This is a genomic window from Alphaproteobacteria bacterium (genome assembly GCA_019635875.1).
GTDB lineage: Bacteria > Pseudomonadota > Alphaproteobacteria > Reyranellales > Reyranellaceae > JAFAZJ01.
The window spans coordinates 522835-546762 of record JAHBYP010000003.1; the positions used below are offsets into that span (position 1 = coordinate 522835).

22 protein-coding genes are annotated in these 23928 nt (G+C 68.6%); 11 read left to right on the forward strand and 11 right to left on the reverse strand.

Going from position 1 to position 23928, the window contains the following annotated elements:
• Positions 1-35 precede the first annotated feature (35 nt).
• From KF889_13760 to KF889_13780, 5 genes are all read left to right on the forward strand, one after another.
• Positions 36-689 carry a helix-turn-helix transcriptional regulator gene (locus tag KF889_13760; GenBank protein MBX3500509.1) on the forward strand — a complete coding sequence of 218 codons (654 nt, stop codon included), beginning with the start codon at positions 36-38 and terminating at the stop codon, positions 687-689.
• Positions 686-1897 carry an efflux RND transporter periplasmic adaptor subunit gene (locus KF889_13765; GenBank protein ID MBX3500510.1) on the forward strand — a complete coding sequence of 404 codons (1212 nt, stop codon included), beginning with the start codon at positions 686-688 and terminating at the stop codon, positions 1895-1897. Before KF889_13760 ends, KF889_13765 begins: the two co-directional genes overlap by 4 nt.
• Positions 1898-2124: 227 nt before the next feature.
• Complete coding sequence (locus KF889_13770; protein ID MBX3500511.1) at positions 2125-5247, forward strand: efflux RND transporter permease subunit; 3123 nt, start codon at positions 2125-2127, stop codon at positions 5245-5247.
• 555 nt (positions 5248-5802) lie between these two features.
• On the forward strand, positions 5803-6660 hold the full coding sequence (locus tag KF889_13775) for an SDR family NAD(P)-dependent oxidoreductase (protein MBX3500512.1): 858 nt from the start codon (positions 5803-5805) through the stop codon (positions 6658-6660).
• A gap of 63 nt (positions 6661-6723) precedes the next feature.
• Complete coding sequence (locus KF889_13780; GenBank protein ID MBX3500513.1) at positions 6724-7758, forward strand: C-terminal binding protein; 1035 nt, start codon at positions 6724-6726, stop codon at positions 7756-7758.
• On the opposite strand, the gene KF889_13785 is transcribed toward KF889_13780, so the two are convergent.
• From KF889_13785 to KF889_13820, 8 genes are all read right to left on the reverse strand, one after another.
• Positions 7755-8726, reverse strand: coding sequence for an ABC transporter substrate-binding protein (locus KF889_13785; GenBank protein ID MBX3500514.1), 972 nt, complete (start codon positions 8724-8726; stop codon positions 7755-7757). The genes KF889_13780 and KF889_13785 overlap by 4 nt on opposite strands.
• A 25-nt stretch (positions 8727-8751) precedes the next feature.
• Positions 8752-9888: a mandelate racemase/muconate lactonizing enzyme family protein gene (locus KF889_13790; protein ID MBX3500515.1), complete on the reverse strand. Its 1137-nt coding sequence runs from the start codon at positions 9886-9888 to the stop codon at positions 8752-8754.
• Positions 9889-9890: 2 nt separating this feature from the next.
• Positions 9891-10529 carry a uracil phosphoribosyltransferase gene (gene upp / locus KF889_13795; protein ID MBX3500516.1) on the reverse strand — a complete coding sequence of 213 codons (639 nt, stop codon included), beginning with the start codon at positions 10527-10529 and terminating at the stop codon, positions 9891-9893.
• A 24-nt stretch (positions 10530-10553) separates the two neighbouring features.
• Positions 10554-11801 (reverse strand): URC4/urg3 family protein, encoded by a 1248-nt coding sequence (locus tag KF889_13800; protein MBX3500517.1) that lies wholly within the window; start codon positions 11799-11801, stop codon positions 10554-10556.
• Positions 11798-13066, reverse strand: coding sequence for a GTP cyclohydrolase II (locus KF889_13805; protein ID MBX3500518.1), 1269 nt, complete (start codon positions 13064-13066; stop codon positions 11798-11800). Before KF889_13805 ends, KF889_13800 begins: the two co-directional genes overlap by 4 nt.
• A gap of 98 nt (positions 13067-13164) precedes the next feature.
• The gene (locus KF889_13810) at positions 13165-13854 is read right to left on the reverse strand and encodes an aspartate/glutamate racemase family protein (GenBank protein ID MBX3500519.1); all 690 of its coding nucleotides are present in this window, start codon (positions 13852-13854) and stop codon (positions 13165-13167) included.
• Between the two features lie 138 nt (positions 13855-13992).
• On the reverse strand, positions 13993-14931 hold the full coding sequence (locus tag KF889_13815) for a hypothetical protein (protein ID MBX3500520.1): 939 nt from the start codon (positions 14929-14931) through the stop codon (positions 13993-13995).
• A gap of 263 nt (positions 14932-15194) precedes the next feature.
• A complete protein-coding gene (locus KF889_13820; protein MBX3500521.1) occupies positions 15195-15950 on the reverse strand; it encodes a competence/damage-inducible protein A in 756 nt (251 codons plus the stop codon).
• Between the two features lie 140 nt (positions 15951-16090).
• Here KF889_13820 and map point away from each other — a divergent pair, with 140 nt between their 5' ends.
• Both map and radC read left to right on the forward strand, forming a co-directional pair.
• Positions 16091-16894: a type I methionyl aminopeptidase gene (map, locus tag KF889_13825; protein MBX3500522.1), complete on the forward strand. Its 804-nt coding sequence runs from the start codon at positions 16091-16093 to the stop codon at positions 16892-16894.
• Positions 16895-17101: 207 nt separating this feature from the next.
• Positions 17102-17968 (forward strand): DNA repair protein RadC, encoded by an 867-nt coding sequence (gene radC, locus KF889_13830; GenBank protein MBX3500523.1) that lies wholly within the window; start codon positions 17102-17104, stop codon positions 17966-17968.
• On the opposite strand, the gene KF889_13835 is transcribed toward radC, so the two are convergent.
• The 3 genes from KF889_13835 to KF889_13845 are packed head-to-tail and all read right to left on the reverse strand — an operon-like array spanning position 17946 to position 19988.
• Entirely contained in the window at positions 17946-19091 is a 1146-nt protein-coding gene (locus KF889_13835) for an adenylate/guanylate cyclase domain-containing protein (GenBank protein ID MBX3500524.1), read from the reverse strand. The two genes, radC and KF889_13835, sit on opposite strands and share 23 nt — an antisense overlap.
• Positions 19018-19383, reverse strand: a complete 366-nt coding sequence (locus KF889_13840; GenBank protein ID MBX3500525.1) for a group 1 truncated hemoglobin — start codon at positions 19381-19383, stop codon at positions 19018-19020. Before KF889_13840 ends, KF889_13835 begins: the two co-directional genes overlap by 74 nt.
• On the reverse strand, positions 19380-19988 hold the full coding sequence (locus KF889_13845) for an OsmC family protein (protein MBX3500526.1): 609 nt from the start codon (positions 19986-19988) through the stop codon (positions 19380-19382). Before KF889_13845 ends, KF889_13840 begins: the two co-directional genes overlap by 4 nt.
• 115 nt (positions 19989-20103) lie before the next feature.
• Here KF889_13845 and KF889_13850 point away from each other — a divergent pair, with 115 nt between their 5' ends.
• The 4 genes from KF889_13850 to KF889_13865 all read left to right on the forward strand — a co-directional run bounded on the left by KF889_13850 (position 20104) and on the right by KF889_13865 (position 23813).
• On the forward strand, positions 20104-21147 hold the full coding sequence (locus KF889_13850; GenBank protein ID MBX3500527.1) for a helix-turn-helix domain-containing protein: 1044 nt from the start codon (positions 20104-20106) through the stop codon (positions 21145-21147).
• 134 nt (positions 21148-21281) lie between these two features.
• Positions 21282-22097 carry an adenylate/guanylate cyclase domain-containing protein gene (locus tag KF889_13855; GenBank protein MBX3500528.1) on the forward strand — a complete coding sequence of 272 codons (816 nt, stop codon included), beginning with the start codon at positions 21282-21284 and terminating at the stop codon, positions 22095-22097.
• Positions 22094-23254, forward strand: coding sequence for a methionine synthase (locus KF889_13860; GenBank protein ID MBX3500529.1), 1161 nt, complete (start codon positions 22094-22096; stop codon positions 23252-23254). The genes KF889_13855 and KF889_13860 overlap by 4 nt, the downstream gene beginning before the upstream one ends.
• An 85-nt stretch (positions 23255-23339) precedes the next feature.
• Entirely contained in the window at positions 23340-23813 is a 474-nt protein-coding gene (locus KF889_13865) for a VOC family protein (protein MBX3500530.1), read from the forward strand.
• The last annotated feature ends 115 nt before the right edge of the window (positions 23814-23928 follow it).

Below are 23928 nucleotides of genomic sequence, written 5' to 3' on the forward strand. Positions count from 1 at the left end.
ATAGAACCGGGGAGTTCCAGTTTGCTGGCGGGGTGATGACGACTGGATCCGAGGAACGATGGCGCAGCCTGCGCCGGCGTCGGCTGATAGACGCCGCCGCCAGGCAGTTCGCCGCGCGTGGCTTCGAGGCGACCTCGATGGACGACATCGCCCGCGAGGCCGGTGCCGGAAAGCCCACCCTGTACCGCTACTTCGCCGGCAAGGACGCCTTGTTCGAGGCGGTCTTCGTCGACGCGCTCGACACGCTGGAGGCCCGCCTCGATGTCGCCGAGGCGGCCACCCACGGCCACGCCGAGACGCTGCTCGGAATGTTGCGTCCCCTCGCCGCCATGTTCCGCGAGCACGTCGTCTCGCTCAGGGCGCTGAGCGACGCCGCGAGCGGCGCCGACCGCCTGCGCCGGCGCATCCTCAGGCAGCGCCGCGGCCGCATCGAGGCGCGCATCGCCGGCGTGCTTGGACGCGCCCGCGCCGCCGGCACGTTGCGTCTCGACGACCCGAAGCTGGCGGCGAAGCTGATCATCGGCATGGTGTGGAGCGGCACGACCAGCGCCGACTATGACGATGAAGCGGTGGCGCGCGCCGTCACCACGCTGTTCGTCGAGGCCGACGAGACCGGGGCGCGAATCCGGCCGATGTTCCGCAAGCACGCCATCAATGACGCCGCAGGCGCACGAGGAGGCGCCAGATGAAGCGCGCTGTGGTCATCGCCGTCGTCGGGGCGCTGCTCGCCACCGGCACCGGGGTCTGGCTCTACAAGCCGGGCTGGATCGGCATGGCGCCGGGTAAAGCCTCCCAGGGCAAGGCCGCGGCGAACGCTCCGGGCGCTGCCCAGCCGCGCGGCGGCCAGGCCGTGCCGGTCGAGATCGGCACCGTCGCGCGCAAGCCGATGCCGCAGCTGATCGACGCGGTGGGCACGGTGCAGCCGATCGCCTCGATCGCCATCAAGGCGCGGCTCGACAGCCAGGTGATGCGGGTCCACGTCGCCGAGGGCGCGCGCGTGAAGGAAGGCGACCTGCTGTTCACCTTGGACTCGCGCCAGCTGCGCGCCCAGAGCGAGCAGATCACGGCGCAGATCGCCAAGGACATGGCGCAGATCGAGCAGGCAAGGCGCGATCTGGCGCGGGCCGAGGATCTCGCCGGCAAGGGTGTCACCAGCGCGGTGCAGCGCGACACCGCGGCCACGGCGCTGAAGGCGCTCGAGGCGCAGCTCGCCTTCGACCGGGCGGCGCTGGCCAACGTCGCCGCGCAGCTCACCTACACCGAGATCCGCTCCCCGGTGACCGGTCGCATCGGCTCGATCGCCGCCAAGCCCGGCGCTGTGGTGCGCATGGCCGACACGCAAAGCCTCGCCGTCGTCAACCAGATGGACCCGATCTACATCGCCTTCTCGGTGCCCGCCCCGGCGCTGGCCGAGGTGCGCGCCGTGCTGGAGCGCGGCCCTGTGCGCGTCGAAGCCGGCACGGGCGAGTCGATGTCGGTGGGCGAGATCGCCTTCATCGAGAACGCCATGGATCTCGCCACCGGCACGGTGACCGCCAAGGCGAGCATGACCAACACCGCCGAGCGGCTGTGGCCGGGCGCCTTCGTGCCGGCCCGCATCGTGCTGGGCGTCGACGCCAATGCCGTGACCATGCCGGCCTCGGCCCTGCAGATCGGCCAGGCCGGCCCATTCGTCTTCGTCGTGCGCGGCAATCGCGCGGTGGTCGTGCCGATCAAGGTGGCGCGCACCATCGGCGAGGAAGTCGTGGTGGCCTCCGGCCTCAACGGCGGCGAGCAGGTCGTCACCAGCGGCCAGCTGCGCCTGGCCGACGGCGTCGCTGTCAGCATCATCACGCCGCGCCCGCCGGGCAGCGGCAAGCCGGCGTCCGGCAAGCAGCCGGCGGAGGCGAGGAATTGATCCTTGGTCGCATAGGGCGTTTCAGCGAGGGACGTCACTCCCTCTCCCCGCTTGCGGGGAGAGGGTCGGGGTGAGGGGTCGATTGAGGTTGCGCACGATGGTGGTGCGCCGCTCGATGCAGCCCCTCACCCCAACCCTCTCCCCGCAAGCGGGGAGAGGGAGCAAAGCGCAACATGCGATCGCCCTGCCGCCAAGGCGGGGGGAAGGATGATCACGGAGACGACGACATGATTTCGCATGTCTGCATCCGGCGGCCGGTGATGACCATCCTGATGATGGTCTCGTTCCTCGCCGCCGGCATGTTCGGCTACGGCCAGCTGCCGGTCGCCGCCATCCCGCGCGTCGATTTCCCGACCATCCAGGTGCAGGCCACCCTGCCCGGCGCCAGCCCCGAGACCATGGCTTCCTCGGTCGCCGGCATCCTCGAGCGCCAGCTCTCGACCATCTCCGGCGTCTCGACGATGACCTCGGTGTCGACGCTGGACAACACCTCCATCACCCTGCAGTTCGACCTCAACCGCGACATCGACGGCGCCGCGCTCGACGTGCAGACGGCGATCGGCACGGCGCTGCGGCGACTGCCCGCCGACATGACGACGCCGCCCAGCTTCCGCAAGGTCAACCCGGGCGACTTCGCCATCATCCTCCTGGCGCTGCGCTCGCCCAACACGCGGCTGTCCGACATCGACGCCTTCGCCCAATCGAGCATCCTGCCGCGCATCTCCACACTGCCCGGCGTCGCCCAGGTACTGGTGTTCGGCGGCCAGAAATACGCCGTGCGCGTGCGCGCCGACCTCGACCAGCTCGCCGCCCGCGGCCTGAGCCTGTCCGACGTGCAGGCGGCGCTGGCGACCGCCAACTCCAACCGGCCGCTGGGCACCGTGCCGCAGGGCGGCCGCAACGCCATCCTCGACGCCACCGGCCCGGTGTCGCGCGCCGCGCAGTACATGCCGCTCGTCGTGGCCTGGCAGAACGGCGCGCCGGTGCGCATCGCCGATGTCGCCACAGCCATCGACAGCGTCGAGAACACCCGCGTCGCCAGCTGGCTCGACGGCGAGCGCGCCATCGTGCTGGGCGTCTACCGTCAGCCCGGCGCCAACACGGTCGAGGTCGTCGATCGCGTTCGCGCCATGCTGCCGCAGATCCAGGCCGAGTTGCCGCGCGACATCGAGATCAGGGTGCTGAACGACCGCTCACGCTCGATCCGCGACTCGATTCACGACGTCCAGGAGACGCTGGCGATCGCCGTCGTCCTCGTGATCATCGTCATCTACCTCTTCCTGCGCAGCGTCCGCGCCACGATCATCCCGGCCCTGGCGCTGCCGATCTCGCTGATCGGCACCTTCGCCGGCATGCACCTGCTGGGCTACTCGATCAACAATATCTCGCTGCTGGCGCTCACCCTGGCGGTGGGCTTCGTCGTCGACGACGCCATCGTCATGCTCGAGAACATCATGCGCCATGTCGAGCAGGGCATGGACCCCCGGGAGGCCGCCTTCGTCGGCTCCAAGGAAGTCGCCTTCACCATCGTCTCGATGACGCTGTCGCTGGTCGCGGTGTTCATCCCGGTGCTGTTCATGGGCGGCGTCGTCGGCCGCATGTTCGCCGAGTTCGGCATGGTGATCTCGATGGCGATCCTGATCTCCGGCGTCGTCTCGCTGACGCTCACGCCGATGCTGTGCGCGCGCATGCTGAAGCGGCCCGATCATCACGCCCGCCTGCCCCTGCCGGTGCGCCTGTTCGACATCGGCTTCACCTGGCTCACGCGCCTCTACGGCCACGCGGTGCGCTGGACCGTTGCGCATTCCAGGCTGATGCTGGCGACGACGCTGGGCACTTTCGTCCTGACGGTCGTGCTCTTCCAGACCATCCCCAAGGGATTCTTCCCGCAGGAGGATATCGGCCTGCTGACGGCGTCGACGGTCGGGCCCGACGACGCCTCGTTCGCCGCCATGGTCGAGCGCCAGACGCGCCTTGCCGAGATCGTGCGCGCCGATCCCGACGTGGTGTCGGTGATGTCGACGGTGGGCGGCGGCAACGCCGCCAACACGCAGAACTCCGGACGCCTGTTCATCGCCCTGCGCGACAAGCCCGCGCGCAAGGCCGGCGCCGGCGAGGTCATCGCCCGGCTGCGCCGCGCCACCTCGCAGGTTCCCGGCATCTCGATCTTCTACCAGCCGGTCCAGTCGATCATTCTCGGCACGACCCAGTCGCGCGCCCAGTACCAGTTCACCATGCAGTCGCCCGACCTCGTGGCGCTGCAGACCTGGGCACCCAGGATCGAAGGCCGCATGCGCTCGGTCCCGGGCATCGTCGACGTGAACTCCGACCTGCAGATGCGCGCGCGCGCCGCCGTCATCGACATCGACCGCGACGCCGCGGCGCGGCTCAACCTCACCGTCGACCAGATCCGCAACGTCGTCTACTCGGCCTTCGGCACGCGACAGATCTCGACCATCTACGCGCCGCAGGACACTTACCAGGTGATCCTCGAGGCCGACCCGAAATACGCCGACACCTCGGAGATGCTGCGGCGACTGACGGTGCGCACGCCGTCGGGCGGCGTCGTGCCGCTCGATACGGTGGCGCGCCTGTCGGAGAAGCCGACGGCGCTCACCGTGACGCATCTGGCGCAGCTGCCCTCGGTCACCGTGTCGTTCAACCTCCTGCCCGGCACCTCGCTGGGCCAGGCCGTCGCGGCCGTGCAGGCGGCGGCGCGCGAGATCGGCATGCCGGCGACGATCAGCACCACCTTCCAGGGCAGCGCCCAGGTCTTCCAGCAGGCGGTCGCCAACCAGGGCCTGCTGCTCTTCGCCGCCGTGCTGGTGATCTACATCGTGCTGGGCGTGCTCTACGAGAGCTTCATCCACCCGCTGACCATCCTGTCGGGCCTGCCCTCGGCCGGCATCGGCGCGCTGGTCATGCTCCAGCTTGCCGGCATGGACCTGTCGGTGATCGCCATGATCGGCGTGGTGATGCTGATCGGCATCGTCAAGAAGAACGCCATCATGATGGTCGACTTCGCCATCGAGCGGCGGGCGCAGGGCATCGAGCCGAGGGAGGCGATGATCCAGGCCGCCGTGCTGCGCTTCCGGCCGATCATGATGACCACGATGTGCGCCATCCTCGGTGCCACGCCCATCGCCATGGCGCTGGGCGCCGGCGCCGAGCTGCGCCAGCCGCTGGGCATCGCAGTGGTCGGCGGCCTGGCCGTCTCGCAGCTGCTGACGCTGTTCATCACGCCCACGGTCTATCTGGCGTTCGAGGATATCGGCGCCTGGTTCCGCAGCCGCCGCGCCAGGCTGGCGACGGCCGCCGCCGAACCGCCGGTGCGCCACGCCGCGGAGTAGACCCTCTGCTCCGTCTTCCCGACCCACAAGGGGGAGGAGGCATGAGGGATCGCAGCGGATACAGGCGGGAAGTTCCTTGTCTGTCAGTGCTCTATGGCGAACTTCGACACGCGTAGGGGTGGAAGTAGGCGGTTTGCCGGTTGCGGGTTACACCGGTTCCAGTCTTTCGATTGGAGTCCGCCTCATGTCCCGCACTCACGAGATCGTACCCGTCGACCGGGATCGGCTGCAGCGCGTGGGCAGGCGCGCCAAACGGCGCCTTCCTTGCAACAGCAAGACGACTCAAGGGCTTACCCGCTCCGCACCAGCGGCTGAGATCATTGCAAACCATAGCAATCCGCTGCCCGCCTCCCGGGTGGAAGACATCGCAAACCATAGCAGTCCTCCTCGTCCCTCGGGCTGGGCCATCACCACTGATCTCGACACGCTCCAGCCTCGCTCGATGGACGCCGCGCATCTTCCGTCTCGAAGCATGACGGGAGCGGAAATAGCCATCGGCCATGCAGGTGCTATAGCCTTGCCGGGCATCGGGATCGTCAGTCGGGGATCGTCGGCATGAGCGATGGGCAGGAGCGTCCGGTGGCGCTGGTCAGTGGCGCCACGCGGGGCCTGGGGCTGGGTATCGCCCGGGCGCTGGGCGAGGCGGGCTGCGTCGTGCATGTCACCGGCCGCAGCACGTCGGGGGCGACGACCGAGAACCTGCCGGGCACGGTCGAGGCGGCGGCGGCGGCGGTGAGCGCATCGGGCGCGGCGGCCGGCGGCGGCAGCGGCCATGGCAAACCATGCGATCATCGCGACGAGAAGCAGGTCGAGGCGCTGATGGCTTCCATCGCGCGCGAGCACGGGCGCATCGACATCCTCGTCAACAACGCCTGGGGCGGCTACGAGCGGCATCCCGGCCCCGCCTTTGCCGCCCCCTTCCTGCGCCAGCCCTCGGAGAACTGGACGCGCATGTTCGACGGCGGGCTGAAGGCGACGTTCCTGACGACGCGCCACGCGCTGCCGCTGATGACCGGGCCGAAGACCGCCGACCGGCCGCGCCTGATCGTCAACACCGTGGCCTGGGCCTTCGACGAGTATCTCGGCAACCTCTACTACGACGTCGCCAAGGCCGCCGCGATCCGCATGGTCTATGGCCTGGCGCGCGAGCTCGGCGGCGCTGAGGTCGCCTGCGTGGCGCTGGCGCCGGGCTTCGTGCGCACCGAGCGCGTGGCGCGGGCGCTGGCCGACGATCCCGAGACGCTGGCGAAGCTGGAATCACCGGACTATGCCGGCCGGGCCGTGGTGGCGCTGGCCGCCGATCCCGACGTCATGGAGCGCAGCGGCCGCCTGTTCACCGTGGGCGAGCTGGCGCGCGACTACGCCTTCACCGACACCGACGGCCGCCAGCCTCCACCCTTCCGGCTGGAGTGAAGCGGCGGCATGATCGCCGCACCGAGGCCACCCGAATCAGGCAGTCACAACAGGGGAAACGACATGGCGAAGTTCAAGATCGTGACGCAGCAGCTGGCTGCGCCGGTGGACCATTCCTTCGAGATGGAGGCGCTGGCGTCGATGGGCGCGGAGATCGTCGAGGTCGCCGCCGACAGCGAGAACGCCTTCATCGCCGGCGCGCACGACGCCGATGCGATCTACGCCAAGGGCCGGCCGCTGTCGAAGCGGGTGATCGATTCGCTGGAGCGCTGCAAGGTGATCTCGCTGGGCAGCGTCGGCGTCGACTCGGTCGACGTCGCGGCGGCGACGACGAAGGGCATCCCGGTGACCAACGTGCCCGACACCTTCATCGAGGAGGTCGCCGACCACGCGATGACCCTGATGCTGGCGACCTGGCGGCGGCTGGTGGTGCAGGACCGCATGGCGCGCGACGGCAACTGGTCCAAGGGCCGGCCGATGCTCTACCAGTTCCCGCGCCTGATGGGCCAGACCCTGGGCTTCATCGCCTTCGGTCATGTCGCGCGCGCCGTGGCAACACGCGCGCGCGCCTTCGGCTTCCGCATGCTGGCCTACGACCCCTATGTCGAGGAGCTGGTGATGAGCCAGTACGGCGTCGAGCCGTGCAGCTACGACGAGGTGCTGGCGCAGTCCGACATCGTCTCGATGCACGCGCCCTCGACGGTCGACGCCCGCCGGATGTTCGGCGAGAAGCAGTTCCGCGCCATGAAGAAGACGGCGCTGTTCATCAACACCGGCCGCGGCGCCACGGTCGACGAGGCGGCGATGATCCGCGCCCTGCAGGAGGGCTGGATCGCCGGCGCCGGTCTCGACGTGCTCGAGGTCGAGCCGCCCAAGCCCGACAATCCGATCCTCAAGATGGACAACGTGATCGTCACGGCGCACGTCGCCTCGGCCTCCTCGCGCTTCGACCCGGCGCGCCGCCGCCGCGTCGGCCACGAGCTCGCCGCCGTGCTGGGCGGCCGCTGGCCGCGCAGCTGCGTCAATCCCTCGGTGCTGGAGAAAACCGACCTGATCCGCTGGCAGCCCTACTCGATGGAGCGCGGACCGGGGAATTAATCGATCACAGTATCGGCGCGGGCGAGGATCAGCGATGGGATGGCGATTCCCCGGCGCCGCGCCGTCTTCATGTTGACCACGAGCTCGAAGTGCGTGGGCTGGACGATCGGCAGATCGCCAGCCCGCGCGCCCTTGAGAATGCGGTCGACGTAGGCCGCGGCCTGTCGATTCATGGCGGCCCAGCTCGGCCCGTGTGAAATCAGGCCGCCCTCCTCCGGAAATTCGCGACGGAAATGCAGCGCGAGGAATGGCCGCCGTTCCAGAGCGGCAAGCAGCGCAGCTCGATCGCCGCGCCAATCGCTATAGCCGCCGGGTGCACAGATCAGCGCATCGATCTTCCGCGCTATGGCCTCAGCCAATGAATTGTCGAAATCCCCCGGGCTGTGCGTGTCAATGAAGAGGATCTCCACCTCCAGGCTCTTCGCGGCAACCTGCATCTGCCCGAAGAAGATGGGCTCGGGCGGCTGGCGACTGTTGGCCATGAATCCGATGCGACGCGCCTTGGGTGCCAGCTCGGTCACAAGTTGGACTTGCTTGGCCGCGAACTCGGTGCCCAAGAATGAATTGCCCGTCACGTTGCCGCCCGGCCGCGCCAGGCTTTGCGCCAGACCGGTGCCGACGGCATCACCGCTCGAGAGCACGACGATCGGCACCGTGGAGGTCACCTTCTTCGCGGCCACCGCCGCCGACGTGGTCGACGCGACAATGATCTCGACATCAGCCCGTAGCAGCTCGGCCGCCAAGGCCGAGAACCGACTGAACTTCCCTTCGGCGAAGCGCTTGACGAAATCTGCGGTTTGGCCATCGACGTAGCCAAGCTTCGCAAGCTCTCCCTCGACCGGATGGCGCACACCGAGATCGGATTGCGGGTAGAGGAAACCGATTCGCCGCCGGCTTGCCTGTTGCGCATCGACCGCGTTCGGCGTCGCGACCAGCAACGATCCGAAGAGCAGCGCCCGACGCTTCATCTCCCCCCTCCGCGCTACAATCACGTCAGCATACGCGATAGCGCTCGACTTGCCCGCGATCGAGCGTGACGCCCAGGCCAGGGCCGTCGGGCAGGATCAGGTGGCCGGCGTCGAGCCTGATCGGCGTCGCCAGCAGGTCGGTGCGCAGCGCGTTGGCGCTCATGTCGTACTCGATCAGGGTCGGGTACGGGATGTTGTCGGTGTGCGGCGAGGTCGGCAGCGAGGCCACGAAGTGGCAGGCCGCGGTCAGGCCCAGCGCGCCGCCCCAGACATGCGGCGAGATCCTGAGGTTGCTGGACTGCGCCAGGAAGGCGATGCGTTTGGCCTCGGTCAGGCCGCCCACAGTGGGGATCGCCGGCTGCACGATGTCGATGCAGCGGCCGTCGATCAGCTGCTTGAAATCGCGCACCGCGTAATGCGCCTCGCCGGCGGCGATCGGCAGCGGCGCCCGCGCGCGCAGCTCGGCATAGCCGCGCAGGTCCGAGGGCGGCAGCGGCTCCTCGACCCAGTGGATGTTGAAGGGCTCGATGGCGCGCATCGATTCGAGCGCGAGGTCGACGGTGTAGTTGCCGTTGATGTCGACGATCAGCAGGATGTCGTCGCCCAGCGCCGCGCGGGTCTGCTTGACGCGCGCCACGTCGTCCCTGGCGCCGCGGCCGATCTTGATCTTGATGCCGATGTAGGGATGCGCCTTGACCTCGGCCAGCATGTGCTCGAGCTGGCGGTCGACGTCCTTCGAGAAGAAGCCGGTCGAGGCGTAGACCGGCAGGCGCGTCGAGCGGCAGCCGCCGATCAGGTCGCAGACCCGCGTGCCGGTCGCGCGGCCGATGGCGTCGAACAGCGCCACGTTGATGCCGGCCAGGCAGGCGGTGAGCTGGTTCTGCACGCCGAGGTGATAGATGCGGTTGCGGATCTCGGCCTCGATGTGGTCGAAGTCGTAGACGCTTTTGCCGGCGAAGAACGGCTCGACCATGCGGAAGTATTCGCGGCTGACCAGGGGATTGCCGAACACCTCGCCGACGCCGGTGACGCCCGCGCTGGTCTCGATCTCGACGATGCCGCCGGGCCGTCGATGGCCGATGCCGCGCGCCATGCCGAAGGCCTTGTCCGGCGGCAGCACGTGCTCGAGACCGATGAAGTTGAGCTTGGCGATGGTCGGCATGGCTACTTGGTCCCGAACAGCCGGTCGCCGGCGTCGCCCAGGCCCGGCATGATGTAGGCGTGGTCGTTGAGCTCGCGGTCGATCGCGGCGACGGTCAGCGGCACGTCGGGATGCGCCTCGGTGAAGGCCTTGACGCCCTCGGGCGCGGCCAGCACGCAAAGCAGCTTGATCCAGCGCGCGCCGGCGCCCTTGAGCAGGTCGACGGCGGCGATGGCGGAATTGGCGGTCGCCAGCATCGGATCGCAGACCAGCACCAGGCGCTCGCCCAGCGCCTCGGGCATCTTGAAGTAGTACTCGACGGCGGCCTTGGTCTCGGGATCGCGATACAGGCCGATATGGCCGACGCGCGCGCCGGGCACGAGGTCGAGCAGGCCGTCGGCGAGGCCCAGCCCGGCGCGCAGGACGGGCACCACCACCAGCTTCTTGCCGTCGATGAACGGCGCGTCCATCGCTTCCAGCGGCGTGTCGATGCGCTGCGTCGCGAGCGGCAGGTCGCGCGTCACCTCGTAGCCCAGCAGCAGCGCGATCTCGCGCAGCAGGCGGCGGAAATTGGTCGTCGACGTCTCCCTGTTGCGCATGATGCTGAGCTTGTGCTGCACCAGCGGATGGTCGACGACGGTGACGCTGCTGTTGTTGGCCATGATGCTCCCCGAAAGCACGTGGGCTCAGAATACCGTGCCGTCGCTGTCGATGGCGATGGGCGGCGCGCCGCCCGGCCGCCGCTCGGCGGCGATCCTGCGGCCCGCGAGCCACGTGCCGCCCTCCAGCACCTTGACCAGCGGCAGGGTCTGGGCGTCGAGCCCGAGATGCAGGCGGACATGCGCGCCGATGCGATCGAGCAGCGCCACGGTCAACGCGCGCCATTCGACAATGACCTCGTCGCCCGGCGCCCAGGCGCGCTCGAGGGTCTCGCGCCGCTTCACGCGCAGCGCGCCGCTGTCGATCAGCAATCCGCCGTTGCGGTACTCCGGCAGGCCGGTCAGCGCGTCGAGGTCGACGATCCTGATGCCCGCCTCCTCCAGCGGCTCGACCAGCGAGTAGGTCAGCCACTGCGAGAGCTTGTGGAACGGCACCAGCCCGTCCGTGCGGTCCCGGGCGCGCGCGGCCGGGTGCTTCCAGACATCGCCCAGCGCCACGCCCTCGATGTCGAGCCGCGACGGCCAGATCGGCGAGAAGGCATCGAGCAAAGTCGCAAAAATCAGGGCCGCCGGCAGTGCCCCGTCCTTTGCCTGGCTGGCGAGATGGTCGAAGAGGTTGCCGAGCCGCGCGCCGGCGCCGAACAGGTCGGGCCGCGCGGCGACGACCCCGCCGACCGACGCGATCAGCTCGGCGCGGCCGGCGAGACCGACCAGCGGGTTGTGCGGAAAGACCTGGAAGGCCATCGCCAGATCAGGCGCGCCGAAGCGCCTGAGCGCCTCGGCGTCGGCGCGCAGCGGGCTGGCCGGATCGTTCGAGAAGCCGCCGCGGCGATAGAGATCGAAGCTGGCGACCGCGAGCCCTTCCGACCTTGCGTAGCGCGCGCCGCCGTCGGGCTCGCGATAGCCCCAGTCGGCTCCGGCGCCGGCGTCGAGCAGCACCGAGGTGATCGCCAGCTCGACCCGGATGCGCGCGCGCTCGGCCTTGCCGGCGCCGCGCAGCGTGCCCGCCAGCGCCGCCCACCGGTCGCGGCCGCCGACCTCGAAGTGCCGCCAGCGCGCGTGGAACGGCACCTTGCGCGGATCGGGGAAGCGCTCGTGGATCACCGCGAGGGTGAGCCGCACCGCGTTTTCCAGCCCGTTGGCGTCGAGCGCGAAATGCGGCGACTGGCCATCCTCGACATGGCGCAGCACCATCTCGGCGCGCTCGCGGATCGTCGCCGGGTCGCGCAGGCGGGCGATCGCCGAGCCCGCCAGCGGCGAGATGTCGGAACTCACTCCGTCAGCCCCCTGCCCTTGGGCTTGGCGAGCTCGGTCTCGTCCGGCTTGGCGACGCTGAAGTAGCCGGCGGCCTTCTTGGCATCCATCTCGACCTGGGCGTCGGGCGGAATCAGCTCGGGCGGGATCTCGACCTGCTCGCCGATCTCGATGCCCATCTCGCGCAGCGCGCCCGACTTCATGTTGCTCATCGAAGCGAAGCGGTCGATGCGCGTGATGCCCAGCCAGTGGAAGACGTCGGGCATCAGCTGCTGGAAGCGCATGTCCTGCACGCCGGCGACGCATTCGGTGCGCGCGAAATACTGCGCCGCGCTGTCGCCGCCGACCTGCCGCTTGCGCGCGTTGTAGACCAGGAACTTGGTAACCTCGCCCAGCGCGCGGCCTTCCTTGCGATTGTAGACCACGAGGCCGACGCCGCCCCGCTGCGCCTGCTCGACGCACAGCTCCATGCCGTGCGCGAGATAGGGCCGGCAGGTGCAGATGTCCGAGCCGAAGACGTCGGAGCCGTTGCACTCGTCATGCACGCGGCAGGCGATCTTCGTCTCCTTCTTGCCGAGCTTCGTCACGTCGCCGAAGAAATACAGCGTCATGCCGCCGATCGGCGGCAGGAAGACCTTGATGTCGGAGCGCGTCACCAGTTCCGGGTACATGCCGCCGGTCTGCTCGAAGAGGGCGCGGCGCAGGTCGGTCTCGGCGATGCCGAAGCGCTGGGCGACGCCGGGCAGCCACCACACCGGCTCGATCGCCGCCTTGGTGACGCGCACGTCGCCCGAGGCCAGCAGCACCTCGCCGTCAGGCTTCAGCCGGCCGGCCTCGATGGCGTCCTTGATCTCGGGCATGCCGACATGCGCCTTGGTCACGGCGATGGTCGGGCGGATGTCGAGGCCCTCGGCCAGGCGGTCGGCGAAGACCTCGGCGACGAGATGGCCCCACGGGTCGAACGACACGATCTTCGTCTGATCGCCCCATTGCGGGAACGGGCCGATCGGCACCGCCGGGGCGGTGTTGGTGAGGTCGGCGCGATGGTTGGGGTCAAGCGTGTGCGCGGCGATGGCGAGCGCGCGGTAGATGCCGTAGGCGCCGGCATGCACGCCGATGGCGTTGCGGCGGCCGGGCTGGCTGAGCGTGGCGATCACCGGCCCGCGCTCGGCGGCGGTGGGCGCACCCCATTTCAGCGGCACTGGCTGGGCGGCACCGGCCGGGGGATGCGAGGTCAGGCGGATGTGACGGCGGGGGCCTTTGGGAGGCGTATCGGACAACGACATTCTTGGCTTTCCGTACCGGCTCGGGCCGGGAAAGCGGTGAAGTCTAGCACCCTGTGGATAAACTTTGAAGGCGCACGAATGACGGCGCGATGACGCGGTCAGGTCCGCTTCAGGCCGGCATGGAACAGCCGCAGCAGGTCGGTGATGTCGTACACCGGCAGGCCCAGATCGCGCCGGAGCGCGGCGGCATAGGGCGGAAGGTTCGTGCACTCCAGCACTACCGCGCCGACATCGGGGTGGCGGGCCACCAGGCGGCGGCCGGCCAGCAAGGCCTCGCGCTCGACCTCGTCGCGGTCGAGCTCGGTGCCGTTGGCGAGGAACGTGCGGGCGAAGGCGCCGTTGGGCGGCATGCCCTCGATCGGCGTATCGCGCGAGGCGTCGACGGCGGCGAGGTGTGCGGCTGTGAGGTTCTCGCGGCTGGCGGTGATCACGCCGACACGGCGGCCGCCTGGCAAGGTGCGCGCCATCATCGGCACCAGCATCAGCGCCGAGGTCGCCACCGGCACCGGCGAGACCATCGCCAGCGCCTGCTGGAACAGCGCCAGGAACCCGCAGCTCGTCGAGATGCCGATAGCCCCCTTCTCGGCCAGCGTCTTGGCGTTGGCCGCCAGCACGGCGCGGATGCGCGGCCGATCGTGCGCCGCGGCGACGGCGTCATGCGGGCCGAGGCCCTCGAGCGTCTGGTAGATCACCGGAAACGGAAACGTCTCGGCATTGCCGATGTCGCCGACGATGCGCGGGAAGCGCGTGTCGAGCATCAGGATGCCCAATGGGCGATCGGCTGCCATGCGGCCCCCTTCGTTATCGGTGTCCGTCGCGCCGCCATGGCGAGACACGTTGGGCGCAAAGGGTCGCCCAACTGCGGCGAAGTTAAGGCATATTGCCCGCCGCGCGCTGCAAGTTCTTTGTGTGACCGGCGATGATGTTCAGAGCGCTGTGATGGCCTCGCGCAAGCGCGCCTCGCAGCTCGCGAGCGCCTCCAAGGTCTCGGCGGTGCCGGCCCGGTCATCCTGCATGAAGCGGCTGTGGCAATCGCCGAACAGCCCGGCCTGCTGCTGCTTCAGCGCCGCGATGGCGGGATCGATGCCGGCGAAGAACGCCGCGAAATGCAGCGCGCGCTTGGCGCCCAGCGGTAGCGCGAAGAACCGCAGATGACCCACTTGCGCCGGGCTGAGGGCACGATCGCGCGCCAGTCTCGCGAGGCTGCGGATCGCCGGCTCGCCCTCGGGCCAGCCGCGCTCGGCGGCGATGACCTCGCTTTGCCGGTACAGGCTCTTGAACCAGGCGACCGCCTCCTGGCGGATGGCGGCGTCCGAGGGCGTGCGCGCTCGCCGCGGCGCGCACCACGCGCGAAACGCACCACGCCGATAGGCGATGCTCGACGCCCGCCATGACTCGGCCAGCAGCTCGCGCGACAGCATGACCGCCGCATAGCCCGCCGGATCGTAGATCCGCACATGGCCGGCATCGATCGCGCTGACCAGCACGTAGTGATCGACCCCGCCACCTGGCGGGCGTGCCGGGTTGTAGTGCAGCAGGCTCATGTCGAGCGGGCCGACGACCACCGGTCCCGAGGCCAGGCGCGACTCCAGCCAGTCGAAGGGCGGCGCGGTTCCGTCCTCCTGGGCGTGCTCCTCGAAGTCGAAGCCCAGGATCTCCAGGGCGCGCGTGATGCCGCGATCCGGCAGGCCGGCGGCGCCGCTGAAGAACGGCAGCTCGCCCGGAATGCAGGCGCCGAGGCCCACGCCGGAGAGGACTTCGATATCGGCCGGCCTGGTGGCGAAGCCGCTGGCGCCCAGCAGCATCGCCGCGGAGTTGGCGTAGCAGTACCAGTAGCCGTCGAGGAACGGGATGGGTCGGTTCATGCCGCGAGACTAGCGGCGCCGTCGGCGGCCCGCTTGATCGCGATTGCGCCCCACCGGCCAGGGCGAGCGCATGGGGCTTTCTTCCCTTCTCCCCGCGCAGGCGGGGAGAAGGTGCCCGAAGGGCGGATGAGGGGCTTCACGATGCTATGGTCGAACGCGGTGCCAGTTGCGCCGCTCATCCGCCTCGCTTGCGCTCGGCACCTTCTCCCCGCCTTCGCGGGGAGAAGGGAAGATGCGATCGCCCTGCCTTACCGACCGCCGCCCTATTGCACGAACTCGTCGGCCTCGCCGCCCATCTCGCGCAGGAAGGCCTGCAGCTCAATCGAGGCGCTGGCCAGCCGCTGGTCGTCGGTGCCGCGCAGCACCAGCTGCACGCTGGGCCGACCGTTGCGGAAGCCGGGGTAGGAGCCGATGTCGATGTCCTCGTAGCGCTGCTGCAGGGCGCCGAGCTTCTCGGCGATCAGGCCCTCGGGCTGGTTGGTGCGTACGGTACGGCTGAGCATCGGCTTACCGCCGACCAAGCGGTGCTTCACAGCGTCGAACATGCCCTCGACGATGCGCGGGATGCCGGCGAAGGTGAACACGTTCCCCATCTGGAAGCCGGGCGCCACCGAGATCGGGTTGTCGACCAGCACGCCGCCATGCGGCACGCGCGCCATGCGCCGCCGCGCCGGGGTGAACAGCGCCACGTCGCCGTAGTAGCGGGTCATGCGGTCGATCGCCTCGGGATGCTCGGAGATGCCGACACCGAAGGCCTTGGCGATGCAGTCGGCGGTGATGTCGTCGTGCGTCGGGCCGATGCCGCCCGTGGTGAAGACATAGTCGAACCTGCGGCGCACCTCGTTGACCGTCTCGACGATGCGTGCCTCGATGTCGGGCACCACCCGGCATTCCATCACCCGCACGCCGAGCTTGCCCAGCTCGGTGGCGAGGAACGGGATATTGGCGTCCTTGGTGCGGCCCGACAGGATCTCGTTGCCGATGACCAGGATGCAGGCGGTGACGATCTTCTCGGACATCGGCGGGAACTCGGGCGGCCATTGCGTCGGGTGCCGGCACCATAGCCAAGGCAGGCCGGCAAGGCATCCCCTACCCCTTGCCTGCCGGGGGTGGCGGTGCCAAATAGGGCGGCATGATGTTCCGGGCGGAGAAGACGGCGATGGAGGATTACTGGCGGCAGGACGAGCGCCAGATCAAGATCCATGCGCCCGAGGATTTCGAGGGCATGCGCAAGGCCGGCCGGCTGGCCGCCGAGGTCCTCGACATGCTGGTGCCGCGGGTCAAGCCGGGCGTCACCACGGAGCAGCTCGACAAGATCTGCCACGACTTCATCGTCGACCACGGCGCCGTGCCCGCCCCGCTGGGCTATCGCGGCTACCCGAAGTCGATCTGCACCTCGATCAACCACGTGGTCTGCCACGGCATCCCGGGCGATCGGGTGCTGGTCGACGGCGACGTGCTGAACATCGACATCACCGTGATCCTCGACGGCTGGTACGGCGACACCAGCCGCATGTTCTATGTCGGCGAGCCCAAGCTGCTGGCGCGCCGCCTGAGCGACACCACGCACGAGGCCATGATGCGCGGCATCGCCGCCGTGAAGCCCGGCGCGCGGCTGGGCGATATCGGCCACGCCATCCAGACACTGGCCGAGAGCAACCGTTTCTCGGTGGTCCGCGATTTCTGCGGCCATGGCCTGGGCCGCATCTTCCACGACGCGCCCAACATCCTGCATTACGGCGTCGCCGGCACCGGCCCTGTCCTCAAGCCGGGCATGTTCTTCACCATCGAGCCGATGATCAACGCCGGCCGTTACGAGGTGAAGATCCTGGGCGACGGCTGGACGGCGGTGACCAAGGACCGCTCGCTCTCGGCGCAGTTCGAGCACTCGGTCGGCGTCACCGAGACCGGCGTCGAGATCTTCACCCTCTCGCCCCAGGGGCTGCACAAGCCGCCCTACTGAGCCTCCGCCGGCTTTTTCCCGCCCCTGCCCTTTTGCTGCCGCAGTGTCCCTTACACTGCCCGACGCAACCTGCGCGGGCGGATCGGGGGGAAAGGCATGGCGCGGCGCAAGAACGGCCTGGGGGATGACGCGGCACCGCCGGCCGCATCCGACGATTCCGCACTCTTATCCCTGATCGCCGCCGGCCTGCATCTGCGGCAGGCCAGGATGCGGGATGGCTCCGAGATCTGGCGCATCGGCGGCAACACGCTGACGCACCGCGACGCGCTGCGCGAGGCCGGCGGCACGTGGAACCGCCTCGAGCAGGTCTGGGAGTTCGCCGGCGAGGATCCGACCGCGACGGTGGCGCTGGCGCTGGCTGCCAGGCCGGCGACCGTCGGCCACAATTCCAGGGAGGCCGGCGAGAAGCCGCATTACCACGGCCATCGCCAGCGCGTTCGCGACCGCGCGCTGGGCTCGGGTCTCGACGGCTTCCAGGACTACGAGCTGCTCGAATTGCTGCTGTTCTACGGCATAGAGCGCATCGACACCAAGCCGGTGGCCAAGAAGCTGCTGGCGCGCTTCGGCACGCTGGGCGACGTCTTCGCCGCAGACGCCGAGCTCCTGAAGGAGTTCGACATCGACCAGCGCACCCTGGTGCTGCTGCGCGCGCTGCGCGAGACCGGCGCGCGGCTGGCGCGGCGCGAGGTGGTCGAGCGGCCGGTGATCACGTCCTGGGACAAGCTGCTCGACTACTGCCACGCCGCGCTGGCGCACGAGAAGACCGAGCGCTTCAACATCCTCTTCCTCGACCGCAAGAACGTGCTGATCGCCGACGAGACCCAGCAGAGGGGCACGGTCGACCACACGCCGGTCTATCCGCGCGAAGTCGCCAAGCGCGCCCTGCAGCTCGACGCCTCGGCGATCATCATGGTGCACAACCATCCCTCGGGCGATCCCACGCCCTCGCGCGCCGACATCGAGATGACGAAAGAGGTAAAGACCGCGCTGAAGGCCGTCGGCATCGAGCTGCACGATCACCTGGTGATCGGCCGCAAGGCCAATGCCAGCTTCAGGAGCCTGGGGCTGCTGTAGGATCGGGCAAGAGCGCCAACCCCGAGCCTTGCCGGCCTTCGACACCGCCGCCACCGAGCAATTCGTAGACCTGATGCGCGCCGAAGCCCTTCAGGTGGCAAACGGCGCGCGGCAGGCAGGTGAACGCGCCGCCCAGCAGAGCCGCCGTCTCCTTCGCCAGCATGATCTGCATGGGCGCGGCGATCCTCTCGAGCCTGGCGGCAAGATTCACGGCCGGGCCGAAGACGTCGTAGACATACTTGTTGACGCCGACGATCGAGCCGACGACCGGACCGCTCGCGATGCCGATGCGACAACGCCATTGATTGCTGTTTGCCCGGTTGCGGCGGTCTATGTAGCCGCGCATTCGCAACGCCGCATGCGCGACACTGGCGGCATGGTCACTGTTGCGCTCCGGAAGCCCGCAAACCGCCATATAGGAATCGCCGTTCGTCTTGATGCGTTCGCAGCCGAACATCTCGGAAATGCGGTCCAAGGCGGAAAAGATGTCATTCAGCTCGGCCACCAGGGCCGCCGGATCGCGGGCGACCGCCATCTCCGAGAAGTCGACGAAATCGAGCATGAGGGCCGTAGCTCCGTCGAATCGCTGCGGCGAAACCGTGCCAAACTCGCGCATCTCCTGCAGGACCGCCCGCGGCATCAGGTTCAGAAGGAGCCGTTCGGCACGCGCCTTCTCCTGTTGAAGCTCGCGCAGGCTCTTTTCCGCCAGCCTCGAGTATGAATCGAGCATGAGCTCGGTGCGGCGACGCCTGCTGTCGTCGCGGACCTCGACCAGCAGGTTGCCTCCCGACATCATCGACAGCGCAACCTCGAACCCGATCGCGCGACCCGCCAGCCGCCGCTCGACGGCGAAGGAATGCCGATCCCGGGCGGAGATTTCCCGCGTCGCCAGGGCGATATCGAGCTCCGGAACGCGCGCCGTCAGCGAACCCTCGCCCGCGACGGCGGGAAACCAGGAATTGAAGCGCGCATTGGCAACGAGTACCGACCAGCAGCGTGGCGCGACCACGGCGACGCCGCTCGCGATCGCGTCAAGCAGGGTTGCCGGCTCAGGGGGCGGAGACGACAAGACGGCGTCGTTGGGCGAACTCGCCACAGATGAACTCGACATCGCCCGTTTCATAGTCGAACGCCTCCAGGACATCGCGCAGCAGCTGGTGCAGAGTGTCGAACTCCGGTCCGGTGATCCGCAGCCGCTGGTGCGCCCGCTGCAGATGGCCGTCGTCGATGACTTCGCCGCCGGCCATGAGGCCGGCGATCAGCTTCGTCTGGTGATCGACAAGCCGCGCCATGTCGACATCGGCGAAGTGCCGTTGCAGTGACGGACAGTCGAGGACCCGGTCGTAGAACTCCTCGACCACGAGGCGCACGCGGGCGAAGCCGCCGACGCGCGCCAGGACGGTTGTCCGGTTCACGGCGCCGTTCCGCCGTCGCCTCGAATGCGCCTGCGCTCGATGACGACTTCAACGGGCCGGCACACCGTGCTGCAAACGGGCGAGTGCCGCTGGGCATGGGCGATCAGCTCGTCGAGCTCGGCCTCGCTGCAGTCCGCCTTGACGTCCAGCTGGATGCGGATCTGCTCGTATCCCGGCGACACCGACTCGTCCAGGGCGAGCAGCCCCCTGATGTCCAGGTCGCCCTCCAGCATCGTCGACAGCTCGCGGATGCGGACGCCGCGCGCCATGGCGTGGAGCACCAGCGTCGTCGTCACGCAGCCCGCCAGCGCGTGCAGCAGGAACTCGACCGGATTGGCGCCCTCGTTGTTGCCCAGCAGGATCGGCGGCTCGCCGTTGACGAACTCGAAAGCGTCCGCCCTCGAGGCGTCCTCCTGGCGGGCACCGTAGAAATCGCGGATGGTCGAGCGGTTCTCTCCGCCGGTGATCCAGCGATTGCGAGCCCGGAACTGGAACCGGGCCAGGACAGGATCGGCCTTGACGGCGTCGATGGTTTCCAGGGCGGCCTGGACGTTGAGCCCGTTGAGGAAGGTCGGTTCCTGGACGGCGGCGTGCTGATGTATCATGGTCGTTCTCCTTCTCGTCCGCCTGCAAGACGACACTCGTGCGGCGACGTCTCCACGGGCGATGGGTGCAGAGTAGAGTGACACCCGGGCGCCGATCAGATCGGCTTCAGCCGCAATGGGTCTGTTCGTGCCAGAATCCGAATCGCGCCTGCTCGAGGTACACGTGGTCGCCCTCCCCGAAACATCGGGGTCGGCGCTGTACGGAATGATCGATGTGCTGGCGGCGACCGGCACCCTGTGGCGGCAGCTCGTCGACTACGAGACCGGCCAGAGCCTGTTGAAGCCCCGCATCGTGAGCCTGTCGCGCGACGCCTTTCGTTGCGGCAACAACATCCCGGTCATCCCCGATCTTGCCATCGACGAAGTGGCCAGGGCCGACATCGTGATCGTTCCGGAGTTGTGGCTGGCGCCCGACGACGACATGAAGGGACGCTACCCGGAACTGATCGCGTGGCTTCGCGACCGCCATGCGTCGGGCGCCACGATCTATTCCGCCTGCTCCGGGTCCGTGCTGCTGGCCGCGTCGGGATTGCTGAATGGCCGGGAGGCCACGTCGCACTGGGGCTATCAGGATCTGTTCCGCATGCGCTTCCCCGAGGTGAACTTCAGGCCGGAGCCCAACCTGGTGTTTGCCGACCCTTCGGGCAGGATCGTCACCGCCGGGGGCACGACTTCCTGGCACGATCTTGCGATCCACATCATCTCGCGCCATTGCAGCCCGGGTGAGGCGCTGCGTATCGCCAAGCTTTACCTTCTGAAGTGGCACAGCGAGGGGCAGCTTCCCTACACGAGCCTGGTCCGTCGACTGCCCCACGCAGACTCGATCGTTCGTCAGGCGGAAGGCTGGCTGTCCCGGAACCTGCCCGCGCCCAATCCCGTGGAGGGTGTCGTGGCGGCCATCGGAGTTCCGGAACGCACTCTCAAGCGGCGGTTCAAGGCAGCCACCGGCTCGACCATCATCGCCTACGTGCAGAATCTGCGTATCGAGGAAGCCAAGAAGCAGCTCGAGACGACACAGGATCCGTTCGAGGAGATATCCGCGACGCTGGGGTACGAGAACCCGGCCTTCTTCCGGCTGCTGTTCAGACGCTTCACCGGGCTGACGCCGGGCCAGTACCGCCAGATGTTCCTGCCATTCGCCAAGGCGTCTCAGGCGTGATCGGGCTTAAAGCCGATGCCGGCTTCAGGAGCCTGGGGCTGCAGTAGCCAGAAACCTGCGGTTGAAGGCTGTTGCCAACGCAGAGCGGCGCGGCCACCTTGGTGGGCCATACGCAGCAGCCGCGTCGCACGCATATGCCCAAGTTCCTTCGCATCGGGGTCCACCAGTCGAACGTGTCCGGGTACACGTCAAAGGCATGGTGGATTCGCCGGGTCGGCTCCACGGTTTTCCTGAAGTGGGGTGCGGTCGAGGTCGAGGGCGCGGGCGATGGACGAAAGGTCTACTGGACAGTTCCACCGCGCGAGAAGACGATTCGCTACCGCACGGTGGAGCCCGCCAAGGACTATGTGAGAAGCGCGATCGCGCGGCGGCGCAACCATCGCTATGAGCCGCTGACCGGAAGCATCGCCACCAGGCGTCGATCCGCCGATCGCGGCGGCGAATCCGAGCAGGTGCGTGCCACCATCCTGGTCGTCGACATTGTCCGATCCACGGAGAAGGCCGCACGGCTGGGCGATTCGCGCTGGACGCAGGTAATGAACCTCTACTACGCCACCGTCCGCAGGGAGCTGAAGACATCGCGCGGCAAGGAAGTCGTGACGACGGGCGACGGATTGCTCGCGACATTCGCCGCGCCGGCGGCGGCGATCCAGTGCGCCACCGCGATGCGCGAGGCGGTGCGCACCCTGGGGCTGGAGATCAGGGTGGGGCTGCACGTCGGCGAGTACAAGGTGAGCGGGCCCGACGTGGTCGGCCTCGCCTTCCACATCGGCGCGCGGGTCGCCGCGAAGGCGCGCGCCGGCGAAGTCCTGGTCTCGGGCCCGGTCAAGGACCTGATGGCGCAGTCCGGGTTCCTGTTCGAGGATCGCGGTGCCCACCAGCTCAAAGGCGTGCCGAAGCGGTGGCGCCTCTACCGGGTCGACCGGCAAGCCTCAAGGTCGAGAGCATGAAACGCAGCACGGATCGCATCCTGACCACGCACATGGGCAGCCTGCCACGGCCCGACATGCTGGCCGACCTGCTGGTAGCCCAGGCCGAAGGCAAGCCGGTCGATGCCGCACGGATCCCCGGCCTGACCGACGAGGCAATGGATTACATCGTGCGCCGCCAGCTCGAGTGCGGCATCGATGTCGGCAACGACGGCGAGATGCCGCGATCCACCTTCTTCGGCTACATCATCGAGCGCATGTCGGGCTTCGGCGGCCGCTCGAATCGCCGTCCGGTTCTCGACATGCAGCGCTTTCCCAAGTGGTGGCAGAACTTCCAGGCGCGCGGCGTGCGCCGGCTCAACGTCTACGGCTTTCCCGCGGCGATCGGGCCGGTGCGCTACGAGAGCCTGGACGGCGCGAAGGCCGAGCTCGATGCCTTCGCCCGCGCGCTGGCGCGCCAGACGCGGGGCTTCGCCGAGACCTTCGTGACCGCCGTCTCGCCCGGCTTCGCCGCCTGCTCGATGGAGAACCAGCACTACGACAGCCACGAGGCCTATGTCTTCGCGCTCGCCCGCGAGCTTCGGCAGGAATACCAGTTCATCGTGGCGCAGGGTCACATCCTGCAGATCGACTCGCCCGACCTCGGCATCGAGCGCGCCGGCTATTTCCAGGACCAGCCGCTGCCGAAGTTCATCGAGGCGATGGAGATGCACGTCGCGGCGCTGAACGAGGCGCTGGCCGACATCCCGCCCGAGCGGGTGCGCTTCCACGCCTGCTGGGGCAACCGCGACAGTCCCCATGTGCACGACGTGCCGGCACCCGACGTGCTGCCGGTGTGCTTCCAGGTCAGGGCCGGCGCGCTCTGCCTGCCCTTCGCCAACCCGCGTCACAGCCACGAGGTCGACGCGTTCCGGACACTGAGACTGCCCGATCACATGACCCTGGTCTGCGGCGTCGTCGAAACGACGCACAATTACGTCGAGCACCCGATGGTGATCGCCGAGCGCCTGGAGCGCGCCGTGCGCGCCGTCGGCGAACGCGAGCGTGTCATGGCCGGAACCGATTGCGGCTTCGGCACCATCGTCGGCGACGCCCAGGTTTCCGAGGACGTGGTCTGGGCCAAGCTCGAGGCGATGCGCGACGGTGCGGCCATCGCCAGCGAGCGGCTCTGGCGCTGAAGCCGTCGCGTCTGTCGTCGTAGTGGAGAAAGGCTGCCGGGCTACCTATCTCGGACAAGGGCGAACCCAAGCGAAAGGACCGGCCATGGCCAAGAACACGATCTGCCTGTGGTACGACAAGGACGCCGAGGCCGCTGCCCGCTTCTACGCGCGAACTTTCCCCGACAGCGCCGTGGGGGCCATCTTTCGCGCACCCAGCGACTACCCGTCCGGCAAGCAGGGCGATGTGCTGACGGTCGAGTTCACGGTCGCCGGCGTATCCTGCATCGGCCTCAACGGCGGTCCCGTCTTCAAGCACAACGAAGCTTTCTCGTTCCAGATCGCCACTGACGATCAGGAAGAAACGGATCGCTACTGGAACGCCATCGTAGGCAACGGCGGCCAGGAGAGCGCCTGCGGGTGGTGCAAGGACAAGTGGGGCGTCTCGTGGCAGATCACGCCGCGCGTGCTGACCGAGGCGCTGGCAGCCGGCGGCGACGAAGCCCGGCGCGCGTTCGACGCGATGATGGACATGAAGAAGATCGACGTCGCTGCGATCGAGGCGGCGCGGCGCGGCTGAGAAGCCGCACGTCGTCCTTCGCGCATGGATGACATGAGGGCCCGCGGGACGGCGCCTGTTGCACGGCGCATGTGATCGTCGAATACTCCCGGCGCTGTCGCCGACACCGTGGGAG